Annotated in this window: 15 protein-coding genes; 11 read left to right on the top strand and 4 right to left on the bottom strand. The window is 74.0% G+C overall.

Going from position 1 to position 17739, the window contains the following annotated elements:
- Positions 1-54 precede the first annotated feature (54 nt).
- Positions 55-759 (bottom strand): FadR/GntR family transcriptional regulator, encoded by a 705-nt coding sequence (locus BLP29_RS06510; RefSeq protein ID WP_092801514.1) that lies wholly within the window; start codon positions 757-759, stop codon positions 55-57.
- 88 nt (positions 760-847) lie between these two features.
- On the opposite strand from BLP29_RS06510, the gene wrbA reads away from it, so the two are divergent.
- The 5 genes from wrbA to BLP29_RS06485 all read left to right on the top strand — a co-directional run bounded on the left by wrbA (position 848) and on the right by BLP29_RS06485 (position 5535).
- Positions 848-1462, top strand: coding sequence for an NAD(P)H:quinone oxidoreductase (wrbA, locus tag BLP29_RS06505; RefSeq protein WP_243469742.1), 615 nt, complete (start codon positions 848-850; stop codon positions 1460-1462).
- Complete coding sequence (locus BLP29_RS06500) at positions 1459-2064, top strand: isochorismatase family protein (protein ID WP_092801511.1); 606 nt, start codon at positions 1459-1461, stop codon at positions 2062-2064. Before wrbA ends, BLP29_RS06500 begins: the two co-directional genes overlap by 4 nt.
- Positions 2065-2104: 40 nt before the next feature.
- Positions 2105-3475, top strand: a complete 1371-nt coding sequence (locus BLP29_RS06495; RefSeq protein ID WP_092801509.1) for an MmgE/PrpD family protein — start codon at positions 2105-2107, stop codon at positions 3473-3475.
- Positions 3476-3531: 56 nt separating this feature from the next.
- Positions 3532-4584 (top strand): pyrimidine utilization protein A, encoded by a 1053-nt coding sequence (rutA, locus tag BLP29_RS06490; protein ID WP_092801506.1) that lies wholly within the window; start codon positions 3532-3534, stop codon positions 4582-4584.
- 66 nt (positions 4585-4650) lie between these two features.
- A complete protein-coding gene (locus BLP29_RS06485; protein WP_207798347.1) occupies positions 4651-5535 on the top strand; it encodes an isocitrate lyase/PEP mutase family protein in 885 nt (294 codons plus the stop codon).
- Between the two features lie 17 nt (positions 5536-5552).
- Here the strand turns inward: BLP29_RS06485 and BLP29_RS06480 are convergent, their stop codons facing one another.
- Positions 5553-6941, bottom strand: coding sequence for an MFS transporter (locus BLP29_RS06480; protein ID WP_092801499.1), 1389 nt, complete (start codon positions 6939-6941; stop codon positions 5553-5555).
- A 43-nt stretch (positions 6942-6984) separates the two neighbouring features.
- On the opposite strand from BLP29_RS06480, the gene BLP29_RS06475 reads away from it, so the two are divergent.
- The gene (locus BLP29_RS06475) at positions 6985-7551 is read left to right on the top strand and encodes a TetR/AcrR family transcriptional regulator (protein WP_092801495.1); all 567 of its coding nucleotides are present in this window, start codon (positions 6985-6987) and stop codon (positions 7549-7551) included.
- Positions 7548-8336 carry a thioesterase family protein gene (locus tag BLP29_RS06470; protein WP_092801492.1) on the top strand — a complete coding sequence of 263 codons (789 nt, stop codon included), beginning with the start codon at positions 7548-7550 and terminating at the stop codon, positions 8334-8336. Before BLP29_RS06475 ends, BLP29_RS06470 begins: the two co-directional genes overlap by 4 nt.
- Here BLP29_RS06470 and BLP29_RS06465 read toward each other — a convergent pair.
- Together BLP29_RS06465 and BLP29_RS06460 are read right to left on the bottom strand one after the other, a co-directional pair.
- Positions 8330-9940, bottom strand: coding sequence for a methyl-accepting chemotaxis protein (locus BLP29_RS06465; RefSeq protein WP_092801489.1), 1611 nt, complete (start codon positions 9938-9940; stop codon positions 8330-8332). The genes BLP29_RS06470 and BLP29_RS06465 overlap by 7 nt on opposite strands.
- A 358-nt stretch (positions 9941-10298) precedes the next feature.
- A complete protein-coding gene (locus tag BLP29_RS06460) occupies positions 10299-13673 on the bottom strand; it encodes a pyruvate carboxylase (RefSeq protein WP_092802974.1) in 3375 nt (1124 codons plus the stop codon).
- Positions 13674-13782: 109 nt separating this feature from the next.
- On the opposite strand from BLP29_RS06460, the gene BLP29_RS06455 reads away from it, so the two are divergent.
- The 4 genes from BLP29_RS06455 (at position 13783) to ilvA (ending at position 17593) form a co-directional block, all read left to right on the top strand.
- Positions 13783-14652 carry an SDR family NAD(P)-dependent oxidoreductase gene (locus BLP29_RS06455; protein WP_092801486.1) on the top strand — a complete coding sequence of 290 codons (870 nt, stop codon included), beginning with the start codon at positions 13783-13785 and terminating at the stop codon, positions 14650-14652.
- A gap of 18 nt (positions 14653-14670) precedes the next feature.
- Complete coding sequence (locus BLP29_RS06450) at positions 14671-15075, top strand: anthrone oxygenase family protein (RefSeq protein WP_092801483.1); 405 nt, start codon at positions 14671-14673, stop codon at positions 15073-15075.
- 76 nt (positions 15076-15151) lie between these two features.
- On the top strand, positions 15152-16066 hold the full coding sequence (locus BLP29_RS06445) for an oxygenase MpaB family protein (protein ID WP_207798346.1): 915 nt from the start codon (positions 15152-15154) through the stop codon (positions 16064-16066).
- Positions 16067-16351: 285 nt separating this feature from the next.
- Complete coding sequence (ilvA, locus tag BLP29_RS06440) at positions 16352-17593, top strand: threonine ammonia-lyase IlvA (protein WP_424321709.1); 1242 nt, start codon at positions 16352-16354, stop codon at positions 17591-17593.
- Positions 17594-17739 lie beyond the last annotated feature (146 nt).

Here is a 17739-nt window from a genome sequence, read left to right as displayed (position 1 = left end):
TCCTCGCTTGAAAAGCGCACGCCCCTACGTCATCACTCCGAGCCGGGCGGCGAGTCATCGAGCACGGCTGAGGCGGTCCATCTGCTGGTAGGCGCCGGTCAGGTGGTCCAGGTGCCGCCGCATGGCGGTCACCGCGCCATCGGCGTCCCGCGCCGCAACCAGGTCGTGCAGCTCCGCGTGGTCGTCGGCCACGCACGACCAGAACCCGTCCGGCGCATGGTCCCGCCCGAAGCGCGTGGCCAGCACCCGGAACAGCGGCGCGGTGATCACCTCCAGCAGCGGGTTCCCGGTGGCCCGCAGCAGCACCAGGTGGAAGTCCTGGTTCGCCGCGTAGGTCGCCTCCCCCACCGCCACGGCCGGGTCGAACTCGGCCCGGCGCAGGTCCTCCAGCTGCTCGTCGGTCCGGTGCTTCGCAGCCTCCCCGGCCGCGGGCACCTCCAGCAGGTGACGCAACGCCATCAGCTGCCCGACCGTCACCCGCTCGGCCGCCGCCATCAGCGCCACCCCGGTCTCCAGGTGCGCCGACAGGTGCCTGACGGTCGGCACGCTCACGAAGCTGCCCCCCGACACCCCGCGCGTCGTCTGGATCAGGTCCTGCGACGCCAGCGCCCGCAACGCCTCGCGCACCGTCGAGCGGCCCACGCCGAACTCGACCGACAGCTCCTGCTCGTTGGGCAACCGCTGCCCGGGCGCCAGCTCGCCGCTCACGATCCGGGCACGCAGCGACCCGGCCAGCACGGCGTACGCGGGCCCGGTCACGCTGCGCAGTCTGCCAGCGGAACGGGTTCACACGGAGTTGACACCGCAGGCGTTGACGACCGCAATCGTCTGACACTTTGATGGGGTCGTGCCTGCCACCCCCCGCATCGCCGTCGTCTTCTACTCCGCCACCGGAAGCCTGGCCGCCATGGCGGAGGCCCTGGGCCGGGGCGCCGAGGAGGTCGGCGCGGAGGTGCGGCTGCGCATCGTCCCCGAGCTGGCACCGGCACAAGCCATCGCCGCCAACCCGAAGTGGCAGGCGTTCGTCGACGACGCGAAGTACGAGACCGCCACCCTCGACGACCTCGAGTGGGCCAACGGCATCGCCCTCGGCAGCCCCACCCGCTTCGGCCTGCCCTCGGGCCAGCTCAAGGAGTTCCTCGACACCACCGGCGGCCTGTGGTTCCAGGGCAAGCTCGCCGACAAGGTCGGGACGGCGTTCACCAGCGCCTCCACCGGCCACGGCGGCCTCGAGTCGACGATCCTCGCGATGAACAACGTGCTCTACCACTGGGGCTCGCTCGTCCTCCCCCTCGGCTACGGCGAGCGGCACCTCATGAAGGAGTCCGGCAACCCCTACGGCGGCTCGTTCGTCTCCCGCTCCGGCGCCGCCCCCGACGACGTCGCGATCGAGGCCTGCCGCCTCCAGGGCGCCCGCCTCGCCAAGTTCGCCGGGCTCGTCGCCACGGAGGTCGAGGGATGACCGCCGAGCCCGTCCGGGTCGGCATCGGCCGGCTGGACACCACCGAGCGCCCCGGCCTGGTCCTGGTCGACTGCCAGAACCTCTTCACGCTGGACCCCGCCGTCGACGAGGCCGCGAAGGCCTGCGGTCGAGCAGCGGCGGCAGCCAGGGCCCTGGGCGTGCCCGTCGTCTGGCTGCGGGTCCTCTTCGACGACGACGCCGAGCTCGGCCCGGTCTGGACCGCGAAGGCCCCCGCACTGAAGCAGCTGCGCCCCGGCGCCGAGCTGTCGGAGTTCGACCCCCGCGTCGGCTACGCCGACGGCGAGCACGTCGTCACCAAGAAGCGTGCCTCGGGCTTCGTCCGCACCGAGCTCGACGACCTGCTGCACGACCTCGACGTGCACACCCTCGCCGTCGCCGGGTTCACCACCGCCGGCTGCGTGCGGGCCACCGTCGTCGACGCCGCCTCGCTCGACTACGCCCCCGTCGTCCTGGCCGACGCCGTCGCCGACCGCTCGCCGGCCATCCACGACGCCGCGCTGGTCGACCTCGACGCCCGCTACGCCGACGTCGTGCCCGACGGGGCCGCCTGGTTCCGCGCGCTGGGGACTTCCGCCCGGTAAACGTCTGACATATGGTCGCGATCACAGGAGGGGAGTCACCATGAGCATCGCCCGACAGGTCGCCGACGTCGTCGCCCGCACCACCTGGGACGACGTCCCCGCCCCCGTGCTGGACCGCGCCCGCCACCTCGTGCTCGACGCCGTGGGCCTGGCCTTCGCCTCGTCCGCGCACCCGTTCGCCGACGTCGCCGCCGATGCCCTGTCCACCTTCGGCACCGGCGACGTCCCCGTGCTGGGCACGAAGACCCGGCTGCCCGCGCGCGACGCCGCCGTCCTCAACGGCGTGCTCGTGCACGGCCTGGACTTCGACGACACCCACATCGGCGCCGTCACCCACGTCTCCGCCGCCGCCCTGCCCGCCGCCATCAGCGCCGCGGTCGCGACCGACGCGTCGACGAAGGACCTGCTGCTGGGCTACCTGCTCGGCGTCGAGGTCAGCGCCCGGGTCGGCCTGGCCGGCGCCGGCCACTTCCACGACCTGGGCTTCCACCCCACCGCCGTCGCCGGCGCCTTCGGCTCGGCCGTCGCCGCCGGCAAGGTCATGGGCCTCGACGCCGACCAGCTCGTCGCCGCGCAGGGCGTCGTCGGCTCGATGGCCGCCGGGCTGCTCGAGTTCCTCGAGGACGGCTCGTGGACCAAGCGGCTGCACCCCGGCTGGGCCGCGCAGAGCGGCATCACCGCCGCGACGTTCGCGCGTGCCGGCTGGACCGGGCCCGAGGCCGTCTACGAGGGCCGGTTCGGCCTGTTCACCACTCACCTGCAGGGCCGCGACGCCCACCCCGAGCTGGTCGCCGACGGCCTCGGCGAGCGCTGGGAGACCCCCGAGACGGCGGTCAAGCCCTACCCGGTGTGCCACTTCGCGCACGCCTTCGCCGACGCCGTCCTGCTGCTGCGCGCCGAGCACGGCCTCACCGCCGCCGACGTCGCCGCCGTCCGGTGCGCGATCCACCCCACCCCCGGCAAGGTCGTCTGCGAGCCCGCCGCCGCCAAGTGGGAACCCCGCGACGAGTACGACGCCAAGTTCTCACTGCCCTACATCGTCTCCACCGCACTGGCCCGCGGCCGGTTCACCCTCGCCGAGCTCTCGGACGACGCGCTGCGCGACCCCGAGGTGCTCGCCCTGGCTCGCAAGGTCGAGGTCGTGCCCGACGACGAGAGCGCCTTCCCGCAGGCCTACTCCGGCTGGGTGCAGATCACCACCACCGACGGCCGGGTGCTCACCCACCGCGAGCAGGTCAACCGCGGCCATGCCGACCGCCCGCTCACCGACGCCGACGTCGTCGCCAAGTACCGGGAGTCGATGGCCCCGGTCGCCGACGAGGCCACCACCGAGCGGGTGCTCGACGCCGTGCTGTCCCTCGGGGACGGCGGCTCCGCCCGCGACTTCGCCGAGGCCTGCGCCGCCGGCTGACCCCCTCCAGACCCCCGGCAACGACGCCGGAAACCCTTCCAGACACAGGAGCAGGCATGGACTTCGGCGTCTTCATCCCGATCGGCAACAACGGCTGGTTGATCAGCGAGAACGCTCCGCAGTACATGCCGAGCTTCGAGCTCAACAAGCGCATCGTGCAGGAGGCCGAGGCGCAGGACTTCGCCTTCGCGCTGTCGATGATCAAGCTGCGCGGGTTCGGCGGGAAGACCGAGTTCTGGGACCACAACCTCGAGTCGTTCACCCTCATGGCCGGCCTCGCCGCCGTCACCGAGAAGATCAAGCTCTACGCGTCGACCGCCGTCCTCACCCTGCCGCCGGCCCTCGTGGCCCGCATGGCCACCACCATCGACTCGATCGCGCCGGGCCGGTTCGGCGTCAACATCGTGTCGGGCTGGGCGTCGGGTGAGTACTCGCAGATGGGCCTGTGGCCCGGCGACCAGTACTTCGGCGAGCGCTACGACTACTCCACCGAGTACGTGCAGGTGCTGCGCGCGCTGTGGGAGACCGGCACGTGCGACCTGGACGGGAAGTACTTCCAGATGACCGACTGCAAGCTCTCGCCGCAGCCCAGCGCCCCCATCGACATCGTCTGCGCCGGCCAGAGCGAGCGCGGCATGCGGTTCTGCGCCGAGCACGGCGACTACAACTTCATCCTCTCCCCGGGCATCAACACCCCCGAGACCTACCGCGAGCCCACCGAGAAGCTGGCCGCCGCGGCGGCGAAGAGCGGCCGGGACGTCGGCTCGCTGCCGCTGTTCATGGCGATCATCGCCGACACCGACGAGGAGGCCCAGGCCAAGTGGAAGAGCTACCACGACGGTGCTGACCTGGCCGCGCTCGGCTACATGAACGACGAGGGCTCCAAGGACACCTCGGCCGACTCCGGCGGCACCGCGCGGACGATCAACCTGCCCGAGGGGGCGGTCAACTTCAACATGGCCACCCTCGTCGGCTCGCCCGAGACCGTCGCCCGGCAGATCGACGAGGTCGCCAAGATGCCCGGGGTCAAGGGGATGATGTTCACCTTCGACGACTTCGAGAAGGGCGTGAAGACCTTCGGCGAGAAGGTCAAGCCCCTGCTCGGCTGATGCCGCCGGCGGGGCTCCCGTTCCCCCGTGCGGAGCCCCGCCGGCCCACCTCCTGGAAGGACCCCCGTGACCTCGTTCGTCACCCCCCGCACCAACCCGCGCGCCCGCCTGCGCGAGCTGCTCGCGGCCCCGGGTCCACTGATCGCGCCGGGTGCCTACGACGCCCTGAGCGCTCGGCTGGTGCAGCAGGCCGGTTTCGACGTCGTCTACATGACCGGCTTCGGGACGTCGGCCTCGCTGCTGGGCCGCCCCGACATCGGGCTGCTCGGCGGCGCGGAGATGACCGACAACGCCCGGCGCATGGCCCAGGCGGTCGAGGTCCCGCTCATCGCCGACGCCGACACCGGCTACGGCAACGCGCTCAACGTCGTCCGCACCGTGCGCGAGTACGAGCAGGCCGGCGTCGCCGGCCTGCAGCTGGAGGACCAGGTCTCCCCCAAGCGCTGCGGGCACATGAGCGGCAAGGCGGTCGTCGACACCGACGAGGCCGTCGCCAAGGTGCGCGCCGCCGTCGCCGCCCGCACCGACCCCGACCTCGTGGTCATCGCCCGCACCGACGTCGCCCAGGTCGAGGGCACCCGGGCCGCGATCGATCGCGCGCTGCGGTTCGCCGACGCCGGAGCCGACGTCCTGTTCGTCGAGGCCCCCCGCACCGCCGAGGACGTCGAGCTGGTCGCCACCGAGCTCAAGGGCCACCACCTGCTCTTCAACTGGGTCGAGGGCGGCCAGACCGAGGGCCTGACCATGGACACCGTCGCCGAGCTGGGCTTCTCGCTCGTGCTCTTCCCGATCAGCACCCTGCTGGCCGCCACCCACGCCATGCAGACCGCGCTCTCGACGCTCAAGCAGACCTCCTCGACCGCGGGCGCGCCGATGGGCGACTTCGGCGGGTTCCTGGAGACCATCGGCCTGCCCGAGATCCGCGAGGACGAGGCCCGCTTCGCCGTCTGAGGCGCGGCCGTCCGAGGTCAGCGGGTGCGGCGGCCCAGCACGGCACCGGTGAGCCCGGCCGCGGCGGCCAGCCCGATGCTGAGCCACCAGCCCCGGTCGGCGACGTCCACGCCCTGGGCTGCGTCGAGCGGGACGACGGCCAGCAGCAGCGCCACCCCGAACGTGGCGCCAAGCTGCCGCGCCGCGGTGAAGGTCGCCGTCCCGGTGGCCACCTGCGCCGGCGGCAGCGACGCCGACGCCGCCGTCGACAGGTTGGCGATCGAGAGCCCCACCCCCAGGCCGGTGAGCAGCTGCCCGGGCAGGAAGGCCACGGCGTAGTCCGGCGTGGCCGTGACCAGCCAGACCCACCAGAGCGACCCGAGGGCGAAGCTCAGCCCGCCGAGGGCGGCGGCGTTGCCCGGCCCGATCCGGCGCCCGAGCCGGCCACCGGGGACGGCGCTCAGCGCGGCCACCACCGGGCCCGGGGTCAGCGCGACGCCGGCGGCGACCACCGACATGCCCCAGCCCTCGGTCAGCCAGAACACGTTGTGCAGCAGCATCGCCCCGAAGCCGGCGAAGAACAGCGCCGCGGCCAGCGAGGCCAGCGCGAACCCGGGCACCCGGAACAACGCCAGGGCGAGGGCGGGCTCTCGTCGCTCGCCGACCGTGGCCGACCGCAGCACCGCGAGCACGAGCAGCACCACGCCGCCGACCAGCACGAGCACGGTGCTGCGGCTGCCCCAGCCCCGCTCGGGCGCCTCGACCAGGCCGTAGGAGAGCACCGCGACCCCGGCCACCAGCAGCGCCGTGCCCAGCAGGTCGGTGCGCCGCAGCTCGCCCTCGTTGCGCGACTCGGTGATCGCCGACAGGCCCACCACGACCGCCAGCACCCCGACCGGCACGTTGACCAGGAACACCCACCGCCAGCTCAGCTCGACCAGCAGGCCGCCCAGCGGCGGGCCCAGAGCGGCGGCCACCGCGCCCACGGCGGCCCAGATCGCGATCGCCGGGCCGCGGCGGGCCGGCGGGAAGGCGTGCAGCAGCAGGGCCAGCGACGTGCCGGTGACCATGGCGCCGCCGACGCCCTGCAGCACCCGGAAGCCGACCAGCGGCCACACGCCCCAGGCCACTGCGCAGCCGACCGAGGCCGCGGTGAACACGACCAGACCGGCGAGGAACACCCGCTTGCGGCCGTACCGGTCGGCCAGCCGGCCCGCCGGGGCCAGCAGAGCGGCGAAGGTGATCGTGTAGCCGTTCAGCACCCAGGCCAGCGACGACCCGGCGGCCGGGTACGCCGCCTGGAGCGAGGGGAAGGCGATGTTGACGATGAACAGGTCCAGCGACGCCAGGAAGGTCGCGGCGGACACCACCGCGAGCAGCACCCGCAGCTGGCGATCGGTGGGCGGGGCCTCCGCCGTGGTGGTCATGCGATAGAGTTAGCACACAATCTATTCGAGCGGGAGGTACCCGGTGCCCAGGGCGTCACGGGAGCAGCGCGAGGTCCACCACGAGCGGATCCTCACCGAGGCCGCCCGCCTGGTGCGCGAGCACGGGCCCGACGGCGTGACCGTGCCCGGCGTCATGGCGGCGGCCGGGCTGACCCCCGGCGGGTTCTACAAGCACTTCGACTCCAAGGACGACCTGCTCGCCCAGGCCGAGGACGCCGCGATCCGCACCCGGGCCGACCGGCTGGCCGGTCTCGTCGCCGAGGACCCGACCACGGCCCGCGACCGGTTCCTCGACACCTACCTCTCCACCGCCCACCGCGACCACCCCGGCCGGGGCTGCCCGACGGCCGCGCTGGCCACCGACGTCGGTCGTCCGGGTGTGGCCGACGCCGTGCGCGACCGGTACGTCGACGGCGTCCGCGAGATGGTGGGCACCCTGAGCTCGCTGCGGGGCGACGACGAGCCCGCGGCCCTCGCCGACCTGGCCACCATGGTCGGCGCCGTGCTGCTGGCCCGGGCCACGGCCGGCGACCCGGTCTCCGAACGGTTCCTCGCCGCGGCCCGCGAGCGGTTGGCGGACCCGTCGTGACCGGCACCGTGACCGGTACGCCCGCGGGCACCTGGACCTTCGACGGCACCTGGCGGACCTTCACCGGCCTCGAGGGCGGCCTCGTGCTCGGCGCCATGGCCGAGGCCGCCCACCGGGTCACCACCGAGCACGCCCGGCCCGGGTCCCTGGTCACCGTGCGCACCGTGCAGGCGCACTTCCTGCGCCCGGTCGACACCGGCCAGGAGTTCACCGTGCTGGCGCATCCGTGGCGCACCGGCGGCACCACCAGTCTGCAGCTGCAGGCCGAGCAGGGCGGCGACGCCCGGGTCGTGGGCCAGGCACTGGTCGGCGCCGTGCCCGGCCCCCCTGGCCCGCGGCCCGGGCAGCCGCTCCCCGACGGCCCGGACGTCGGCGAGGCGCTGGTGCTGCCGGTGGACTTCGTGCCGGTCAGCCAGCACGTCGAGATCCGGGCGGTGGGGCCGGGCCGACCGCTGGCCGGCGGCACCGACCCCCGGCTGGCCGCCTGGCTCCGCGTGCGGGAACCGGCCGCGGTCCCCGACCCCCACGTGGCGCTCGGCCTGCTGGTCGACGTGCTGCCGCCCAGCCTGTACGCCGTGTCCACCGCCCCCGCGGTCATGCCCACCGTCGAGCTCACCCTGCACCTGCACGGCACGCCGCCGGCCGCCGGCTCCTGGCTGCGCCTGGAGCAGTGGACCGACCTCGTCGACGACTTCGGGTGCGTCGACGAGGCCGTCGTCCACGACGAGGGCGGCCGGCTGGTCGCCCGGGCCCGCCAGACCCGCCGGGTCGCCCGCCCTCAGTAGGTGAACGTGCTGACGCTGGTGCGCAGGTCGGCGGCCATGCGCGACAGCTCGTCCACGGCCACGCGGGTCTGCGACAGGGCCTGCGTGGTCGAGTCCGCCGCGGTCGAGACACCGGTGATGTTGGCGGCGATCTCCGTCGTCCCGCCGGCGGCCTCCGCGACGCTGCGGGACATCTCGTTGGTCGTGGCCGTCTGCTCCTCCACCGCACTCGCGATGGTCAGCTGGTAGTCGTTGATCTGGCCGATGACCGTGCCGATCCGCCCGATCGCGTCGACGGCACCACCGGTGTCGGCCTGGATGGCCTCGACCCGCCGCGCGATGTCCTCGGTCGCCCGCGCGGTCTCCTGCGCCAGCTCCTTGACCTCGTTCGCCACGACCGCGAAGCCCTTGCCGGCCTCGCCGGCCCGGGCGGCCTCGATCGTGGCGTTCAGGGCCAGGAGGTTGGTCTGCTCGGCGATGCTGGTGATGACCTTGACGACGTCGCCGATCTCCTTCGACGACAGGCCGAGCTTCTGGATCGTCTGGTTCGTCGCCTCCGCCTCGCTCACCGCCTCCGCCGCGACCCGCGCCGCCTCGTTCGCGTTCTGCGCGATCTCCCGGATCGACGCACTCATCTCCTCCGCGCCGGCGGCCACCGTCGCCACCGACCGCGACACCTCGTCCGCGGCACCCGACACCACCGTGGACTGCACCGAGGTCTCCTCGGACGACGCCGAAATCTGCGCTGCCGACGCCGACAGCTCCTCGCTGGAGGCCGCCACCGCGTCGGCGGAGGTGACCACCTGGGCCATCACGCCGCGCAGGTTGACCAGCGCCGTGTCGATCGAGGAGGCCATGCGGCCCAGCTCGTCCTTGCTGGTCAGCCCCACCGACACCGTCAGGTCACCCTGGGCCAGACCTTCGGCGGCGTCCTGGACCTTCTTCACGCTGCGGGCGATCCCCGAAGCGACCAGGTAGCCGATCGACAGCGCGGCGAGCACCCCGACCACCAGGATCACGATGCTGGACGTCCGCGACCGGGTCGCGGACGCCTGCGCGGCGGCCGCGGCCTCGGCGGCCTGCGCGGACTCCAGCTGGGTCAGCTGGTCCAGGTCGTCCTGGATCTTGTCGAACAGCGGCCTGATCTGCGCGTCGTTGGCCGTGACCCACTCGTCGTACGCGTTGGCCAGCGCGAGCGGTGCGGTGACCTGATCGGCGGTCTGCTGCGCGGTCTGCAGCTGGGTCGTGGCGTCGTTCACCAGCGCCCACTTCTGGTCGTCCATGCCCACCGAGGTGTACGTCGCGGTGTTCTCGACGAAGGACGCGGCGGCGTCGTCGGCGGCCTGCAGCGCGGTGCGCGTCGCGTCCTGGTCCGCGGCCAGGATGGCGTTGCGGTTCTGGATGCGGACGTCCTGCATGTCCGAGTTCATCGCGGCGATGGCGGCCACGCTGGTGAGGTTGCTCTCGTAGATCCGCTGCGTGGTCGCCGAGCTGTCGTTCAGCGCGACGATGCCGACCACGCCGATGGCGCCGGCCACCGCCGAGGCCGTCGCGACTGCGGCCAACACCTTCGTCTTGACACTGCGGTCGCCCCAGAAACGGGTGAGGGCGGTGGACGTGGACATGGCTCTCCTCGACGGGCCGGACCGGGCCCAGGTGGGCCCGTGGGCACGAGGACGGCTGCCGTGACCCCGTGTTGAGCACAACCGATGAAGTCCTACGAGAAAGATCGGCGGAACCGGTTCGGCCCGTTGACTTGTCGACGCGGTCGCGCCCCACGGCGTGCGTGGGCACTGAGCCGGCACCGGGTCCGGCGCGCTCCCGCAGCCCGCTGAGCAGCGGGTTCTCCCCGTCCGACCACGTCCGCACCGCTGTCGTCATGGCGTCCGCCCGGTCTGCAGACCGGTCGGAGCGGTACGCACATGAACCGTTCCGGTACTACTGGTCCATCGGTTCTCGCGTGGCTGCGCGCCGCAGGCCGACCTACCCCAGGACGACGAGCAGGTCACCGCCCTCGACCTGCTGCACCTGGCCGATCGCGACGCGAGCCACGGTGCCGGCCCGCGGCGCGGTGATGCCGGCCTCCATCTTCATCGCCTCGATGGTCGCCAGGGTGTCGCCGGCGGCCACCTGGTCGCCCTCGGCCACCTGCAGCGTGACCACGCCGGCGAACGGCGCGGGCACCTGGCCCGGGTCGGACCGGTCGGCCTTCTCGGCGGCCTTGACCGCGGAGTCGACCGAGCGGTCGCGCACGCTGACCGGCCGCAGCTGACCGTTGAGGGTGCACATGACCGTGCGCATGCCGCGCTCATCGGGCTCGCTGACCGCCTCGACGCCGATGAGCAGCCGCACCCCGGGCTCGAGGTCGACGGCGTGCTCGGTGCCGCGCCGCAGCCCGTACAGGAACTCCTTGCTGGGCAGCACCGAGGTGTCGCCGTAGGTCTCGCGGTGCGCCTCGAACTCCCGGGTCGGGCCGGGGAAGAGCAGACGGTTCAGCGTGGCCTGCGGCAGCTTCTCCAGCCCCGCGAGGTCGTCGTCGGACAGCTCGGCGGCCGGCTCGGCCGCCCGGCGGCCCTCCAGCGCCTTGCTGCGGAACGGCTCGGGCCAGCCGCCGGGCGGGTCGCCCAGCTCGCCGCGCAGGAAGCCGACGACGGAGTCGGGCAGGTCGTAGGTGCCGGGGTCCGCCGCGAAGGCGGTGACGTCGACGCCGGCACCCACCAGCTGCAGCGCGAGGTCACCGACCACCTTCGACGACGGCGTGACCTTCACCAGGTGGCCGAGCAGCCGGTCGGCCGCGGCGTAGGCGTCCTCGACCTCCTCGAACCGCTGCCCCAGGCCCAGCGCGATGGCCTGCTGGCGCAGGTTGGACAGCTGCCCGCCGGGGATCTCGTGGGTGTAGACCCGCCCGGTGGGGCTCGGCAGCCCCGACTCGAAGGGCGCGTACACCCGGCGCACCGCCTCCCAGTACGGCTCGAGGTCGTTGACCGCGGCCAGGTCGAGACCGGTGGCCCGCTCGGTGTGGTCGGTGGCGGCCACGATCGCGCTCAACGGGGGTTGGCTGGTGGTGCCGGCCATCGACGCGACCGCGCCGTCGACGGCGTCCACCCCGGCCTGCCAGGCCGCCATCAGCGTGGCCAGCTGCCCGCCCGCGGTGTCGTGGGTGTGCAGGTGCACCGGCAGGTCGAACCGCTCGCGCAGGGCGCTGACCAGTGCGGATGCCGCCGGTGGGCGGAGCAGGCCGGCCATGTCCTTGATCGCCAGCACGTGCGCACCGGCCTCGACGATCTGCTCGGCCAGCCGCAGGTAGTAGTCGAGGGTGTACAGCGTCTCGCCCGGGTCGGACAGGTCGCCGGTGTAGCAGAGCGCCACCTCGGCCAGCGCCGTGCCGGTCTCGCGCACCGCCTGGATGGCCGGGCGCATCTGCAAGACGTCGTTGAGCGCGTCGAACACCCGGAAGACGTCGATGCCGGTGCGGGCGGCCTCGTGCACGAACGCCTCGGTCACCCGGGTCGGGTAGGGGGTGTAGCCGACGGTGTTGCGACCGCGCAGGAGCATCTGCAGCGCGATGTTGGGCACCGCCTCGCGCAGCGCGGCCAGCCGCTCCCACGGGTCCTCGTGCAGGAACCGCAGTGCGACGTCGTAGGTGGCCCCGCCCCAGCACTCGAGGCTGAGCAGCTGCGGGGTGGTGCGGGCGACGTGCGGTGCGACGGCCAGCAGGTCCTTGGTGCGCACCCGGGTGGCCAGCAGCGACTGGTGGGCGTCGCGGAAGGTGGTGTCGGTGACCGCCAGCGCCGACTGCGCACGCAGCGCCCGGGCGAACCCGACCGGGCCGATCTCGAGCAGCTGCTGGCGGGACCCGGCCGGCGGCTGCCCGACCAGCTCGACGGCCGGCAGCTTGTCGGCGGGGTCGACCAGGTGCGGGCGCTCGCCGTGCGGGGCGTTGACGGTGACGTCGGCCAGGTAGGCCAGCAACCGGGTGCCGCGGTCGGCGGACTGCCGCGCCGTGAGCAGCTCGGGCCGCTGCTCGATGAAACTCGTGGTGACCCGGCCGGCGCGGAAATCGGGGTCGTCGAGCACCGCCTGCAGGAACGGGATGTTGGTGGCCACGCCGCGGATGCGGAACTCGGCCACCGCCCGGCGGGCCCGGGCCACCGCGACGCCGAAGTCGCGCCCGCGGCAGGTGAGCTTCACCAGCATCGAGTCGAAGTGGGCACCCACCTCGGCGCCCATCGACGAGCCGCCGTCCAGCCGCACGCCGGCGCCACCGGGCGAGCGGTAGGCGGTGATCCGGCCGGTGTCGGGGCGGAAGCCGTTGGCCGGGTCCTCGGTGGTGATGCGGCACTGCAGCGCGGCGCCGCGCAGCACGATGCTGTCCTGGCTCAGCCCCAGGTCGGCCAGCGTCTCACCCGCGGCGATGCGCAGCTGGGCCTGCACGAGGTCGACGTCGGTGACCTCCTCGGTGACCGTGTGCTCGACCTGGATGCGCGGGTTCATCTCGATGAACACGTGGCGGCCCGACTCGTCGAGCAGGAACTCGACCGTGCCGGCGCACGAGTAGCCGATGGCCCGGGCGAAGGCCACGGCGTCGCTGCAGATGCGCTCGCGCAGCGCCGGGTCGAGGTTGGGCGCGGGAGCCAGCTCGATGACCTTCTGGTGCCGGCGCTGCACCGAGCAGTCGCGCTCGAAGAGGTGGATGACCTCACCGGCGGTGTCGGCGAGGATCTGCACCTCGATGTGCCGCGGGTTCACCACCGCCTGCTCGATGAACACGGTGGCGTCGCCGAAGGCGGACTCCGCCTCGCGCATCGCGGCCTCGACGGCGCCGCGCAGCGCACCGGGCTCCTCGACCCGGCGCATGCCGCGGCCACCACCGCCCGCGACGGCCTTGACGAACACCGGGAAGGCCATGTCCGCGGCGGCGGCGAGCAGGGTGTCGACGTCGTCGGAGGGTTCGCTGGAGCCGAGCACCGGCAGACCGGCCGCCCTCGCGGCGGCGATCGCCCGGGCCTTGTTGCCGGTCAGCTCGAGCACCTCGGCGCTGGGGCCGACGAAGGTGATGCCGGCCTCGGCGCAGGCCGCGGCGAGGTCGGGGTTCTCGGACAGGAAGCCGTAGCCGGGGTAGACGGCGTCGGCACCGGCGCGGCGGGCCGCGGCCACGACGGCCTCGACGTCGAGGTAGGCCCGCACCGGGTGCCCGGGCTCGCCGATCTCGTAGGACTCGTCGGCCTTGAGCCGGTGCACCGAGTTGCGGTCCTCGTGCGGGAACACGGCGACGGTGCCCGCGCCCAGCTCGTAGGCGGCCCGGAACGCACGGACGGCGATCTCCCCGCGGTTGGCGACCAGGACCTTCGTGAACACGGGCACTCCCGGGGACGGCGACGCGGTGGGGGCACCGTAGCCCGGAGGTCCGACGGTTCGGGGGCGAGCGCGGGTGTGCACCCCCCCGACCGCTGGGCACGACGGGACGGTGACCACACCCCGCACCGCCCTGATCACCGGTGCCTCCAGCGGGATCGGCCGGGCCACCGCCCTGCTGCTGGCCGCCGAGGGCGCCTCGCTCGTGCTGCTGGCCCGCGGCCGCCCCGCCCTGGAGACCACGGCCGCCGAGTGCCGCGCCGCCGGGGCCGCCGACGTCGTCGTCGAGACCTGCGACATCAACGACCGGGCCGCCGTTGCCGCCGTCGTCGAGCGCGCCGGGGCGCTGGACCTCGTCGTCCACTCGGCCACCGTGATGGCCTACGGCGACGTCGAGGACCTGCCCGCCGACGTGTTCGACCAGGTCGTGGACACCGCCATCAAGGGGACGGCGAACGTGGCCCGCCCCGTGCTGGCCACCTTCCGCCGGCAGGAACGCGGTGACCTGGTCGTGGTCAGCTCGCTGCTCGCATCGATCACCGCCCCCACGATGGGCGCCTACGCCACCGCGAAGTGGGGCCAGCTGGGCCTGGTGCGCACGCTGCAGCAGGAGACCCGCGACGTGCCCGGCATCCGCATCGCCGCCGTCTCCCCCGGCGGGGTCAACACCCCGATCTACTACCAGGCCGCGACCGTGCTCGGGAACACCGGCCACCCGCCGCCCCCGGTCTACTCCCCGCGCCGGGTCGCCCGCACGATCCTCGACGTCGCCGGGTCGCACCGCCGGCTGCGGCAGTCGGGCTTCGCCAACCCGGTGATCATCGCCGGGTACCGGCTGGCGCCGGCGGTGTTCGACGCCGCGGTGGGTCCGTTGCTGCGCGTGTTCGGCATGGCCCGTGACTCGGTGCCGCCCACCGAGGGCAACGTCTTCGCCTCGGTGCCGGACAAGAACGCCGAGAAGGGCCCCTGGCACGACATCTGACCCCGCTACGGTGCCGGCGTGGAGCTGCTGGGCACGCTGACCGCCGTCGGGTGCGCGCTGGTCGGCGGGGTGTTCTTCGCCTTCAGCGGGTTCGTGGTGTCGGCGCTGGCCCGGGTGCCCGACGGCGCCACGGCGATGCGGGCGGTGAACGTGGCCGCCGTCCGACCACCGTTGATGGTGCTGCTGTTCGGGACGGCGGCCGCGTGCGTCGCGGTGCTGGTCGTCGGCGGGGCGCTGGACCGGGTGGGGGCGGGGGCGTACCTGCTGGGCACGGTCGGGGTCACCATCGCCGGCAACGTGCCGCTCAACGACGCGCTGGAGCGCGACCCCGCCACCTGGCCGCGGTACCTGCGCGTGTGGACCCGCTGGAACACGCTGCGCACCGTCGCCGCCGCGGCCGCCGCGGTGCTGCTGCTGGTCTGAACACCCCGGCCGCCGTCGGACGGCGCCGTCCCTCGACGGGTGGGCGGCGGTGCAGCGCAACCCGCACAGTGGGGTGGTGAACCCCTTCGACGCGGCCCGGGCTGCCTTTCGCGGACGGGTGTCCGGCGACCCGACCGGTGCGCCCGACTGGGTGCGCGAGATCGCCACCGTGGGCAGCGGCGACGGCTGGTTCGACCCCGACGGCGTGGTCTGGCGGGTGCACGGCGACCTGTCCACGCTGGTCGGCGGGGTGGCGGCGCTGCTCGGCCAGGGCGCGCACCCGCTGGCGCTGGCCGGGGTGCAGCGGCACTCGGCCTACCGCGAGGACCCTTGGAAGCGGCTGGCCGGCACGGCTCGCTGGCTGGTGGTCAGCACCTTCGGCTCGGCCGAGCTGGCCGAGCGCGAGTCCGGCCGCGTGCGCGGGATGCACACGAGGGTGAAGGGCACGCTGCCCGACGGCCGCCGCTACTCCGCCGGCGACCCCGACCTGCTGCGCTGGGTGCACCTGGCCTTCACCGACGCCTTCCTCGCCGCGCAGACCGCCGTCGGCCGCTCGATGTCCCGCTACGGGCCCCGCTGGGGCGACGAGTACGTGGCCGACTGGGCCCGCTCGGCGCAACGGCTGGGCGCCACCGACCTGCCCCGCTCGCGCACCGAGCTGGCCGAGGCGATCCGCGCCTACCGGCCGGTGCTCGAGCCGGTGCCCGACGACCTGCTCACCTTCCTGCAGGGCCCACCGGGGCTGTCGGCGCCCGAGAAGGTCGTCTACGCCGGGTTCTCCGCGGGCGCGGCCCGCCTGGTCTCCCCCACGATCGCCCCGCTGGCCCGCGTCCCCGGCCGGGGCTCCCGCAGTGCCCGCGACCGCGCCCAGCTGCTGGTCACCGAGGCGCAGCTGCGGGCGCTCAACCTCGCCCTGGGTTCGCACAGCCCGAGCGAGGAAGCGGCGCGCTGGCGCCTGGGTACCGGCCCCGCCCCAGCCTGGGCCGCTTGATCCCGTGCCACCGGGCCACCGGGCCACCGGGGAGGTTCGGTCGGCACAGCTCGTGCTCTGCGTCGTCCAGCGACGCAGAGCACGACATCGGCCCCAGAGCTGCGGGGACCGGCCCCGGGCGGCACTGGCCATGCGACGGACCTCGTGCTCTGCGTCGCCCGGCGACGCAGAGCACGAGCTCGCCCGACGAGGTGGTGGGGACCACGCGCGGGCGGCGCAGGGTTGCTCGGGAGGCGGTGGGGACCACGCGCGGGCGGCGCAGGTCGCTCGGGGAGGATGTCCGCCGTGACCTCCTCCTTCTCCGCCGAGGTCGAAGCCGCCGTCGCCCGGCTCGACGGCGTCGCGCTGACCACCCCGGTGCAGCGCAACGCCCGGCTGTCCGACCTCACCGGCGCCGAGGTGTGGACCAAGCGCGAGGACCTGCAGGTCGGCCGCTCGTACAAGGTGCGCGGCGCCTACAACACCATCGCCCAGCTCGACCCGGGCACCTCGGTGGTCACCGCCAGCGCCGGCAACCACGCCCAGGGCTTCGCCCACGCCTGCGCAGCGCTCGGCGTCCGGGGCACCGTCGTCGTCCCGGGCACGACGCCCAAGCAGAAGCGGCAGCGCATCGTCGCCCTCGGCGGCGACGCGATCACGTTGCGGGTCGAGGGCGACACCTACGACGACGCGGCCCGCATCGCCGCGGAGCTGGCCATCGCGTCGGGCGCCGTCGTCGTCCCTGCGTTCGACGCGCTCTCCACGGTCGCCGGGCAGGCCACGGTGGCCGTCGAGCTCCTGGCCCAGCTGCCGGTGGCGCCCGACGTCGTCGTCCTGCCGGTCGGTGGCGGCGGACTGCTCGCCGGGTGCGCGAGCTGGCTGCGCGAGCACTCCCCCACGACCCGGGTGGTCGGCGTCGAGCCGGCCGGGGCCGCCGGGATGGCTGCCGCGCTGGTCGCCGGGGAGCCGGTGACGCTGGCCGAGATCGACACCTTCGTGGACGGGGCCGCCGTGCGCCGGGCCGGCGACGTGACGTTCCCGCTGGTCCGGGACGCGGGGGTCGAGCTGGTCGCCGTCCCCGAGGGCGCGGTCTGCACCGAGATGCTCGAGCTCTACCAGGTGGACGGCGTCATCGCCGAGCCCGCGGGCGCCCTGGCCACCGCCGCGCTGGCCTCGGGCGCCGTCGCCGTCGAGCCGGGGCAGACGGTGCTCGCGCTGCTGTCCGGCGGCAACAACGACGTCAGCCGGTACGCCGAGGTGGTCGAGCGCTCGCTGGTGCACCGCGGGCTCAAGCACTACTTCCTGGTCGAGTTCCCGCAGGAGCCCGGGGCGCTGCGCCGGTTCCTGCACGAGGTGCTCGGCCCCGACGACGACATCGTGCTGTTCGAGTACCAGAAGCGCGACAACCGCGAGACCGGCGCGGCGCTGGTCGGCATCGAGCTGGGCGCCGCCGCCGGCCTCACCCCGCTGCTGGCCCGCATCGCCGCCGGTCCGCTGACGATCCAGCACCTGGCGCCGGGGACGACGGCCTACCGCTTCCTGGTCTGAGCCCGGCGGCGTGGAACAGCTGGGCCGATAGAACTCCGTCCTGGTTCGCCGGCGTCGGCGACCCAGGACGGCCACGGGGGAACCCAGCTGATCCACGCCGGACCCGTCTCCCGCCACCGGAGTCCATCCCCTCCACCAGAGTTCGT

The organism is Klenkia marina, assembly GCF_900101025.1.
Lineage (GTDB): Bacteria > Actinomycetota > Actinomycetes > Mycobacteriales > Geodermatophilaceae > Klenkia > Klenkia marina.
This window is presented reverse-complemented; position numbering and strand designations above follow the sequence as displayed.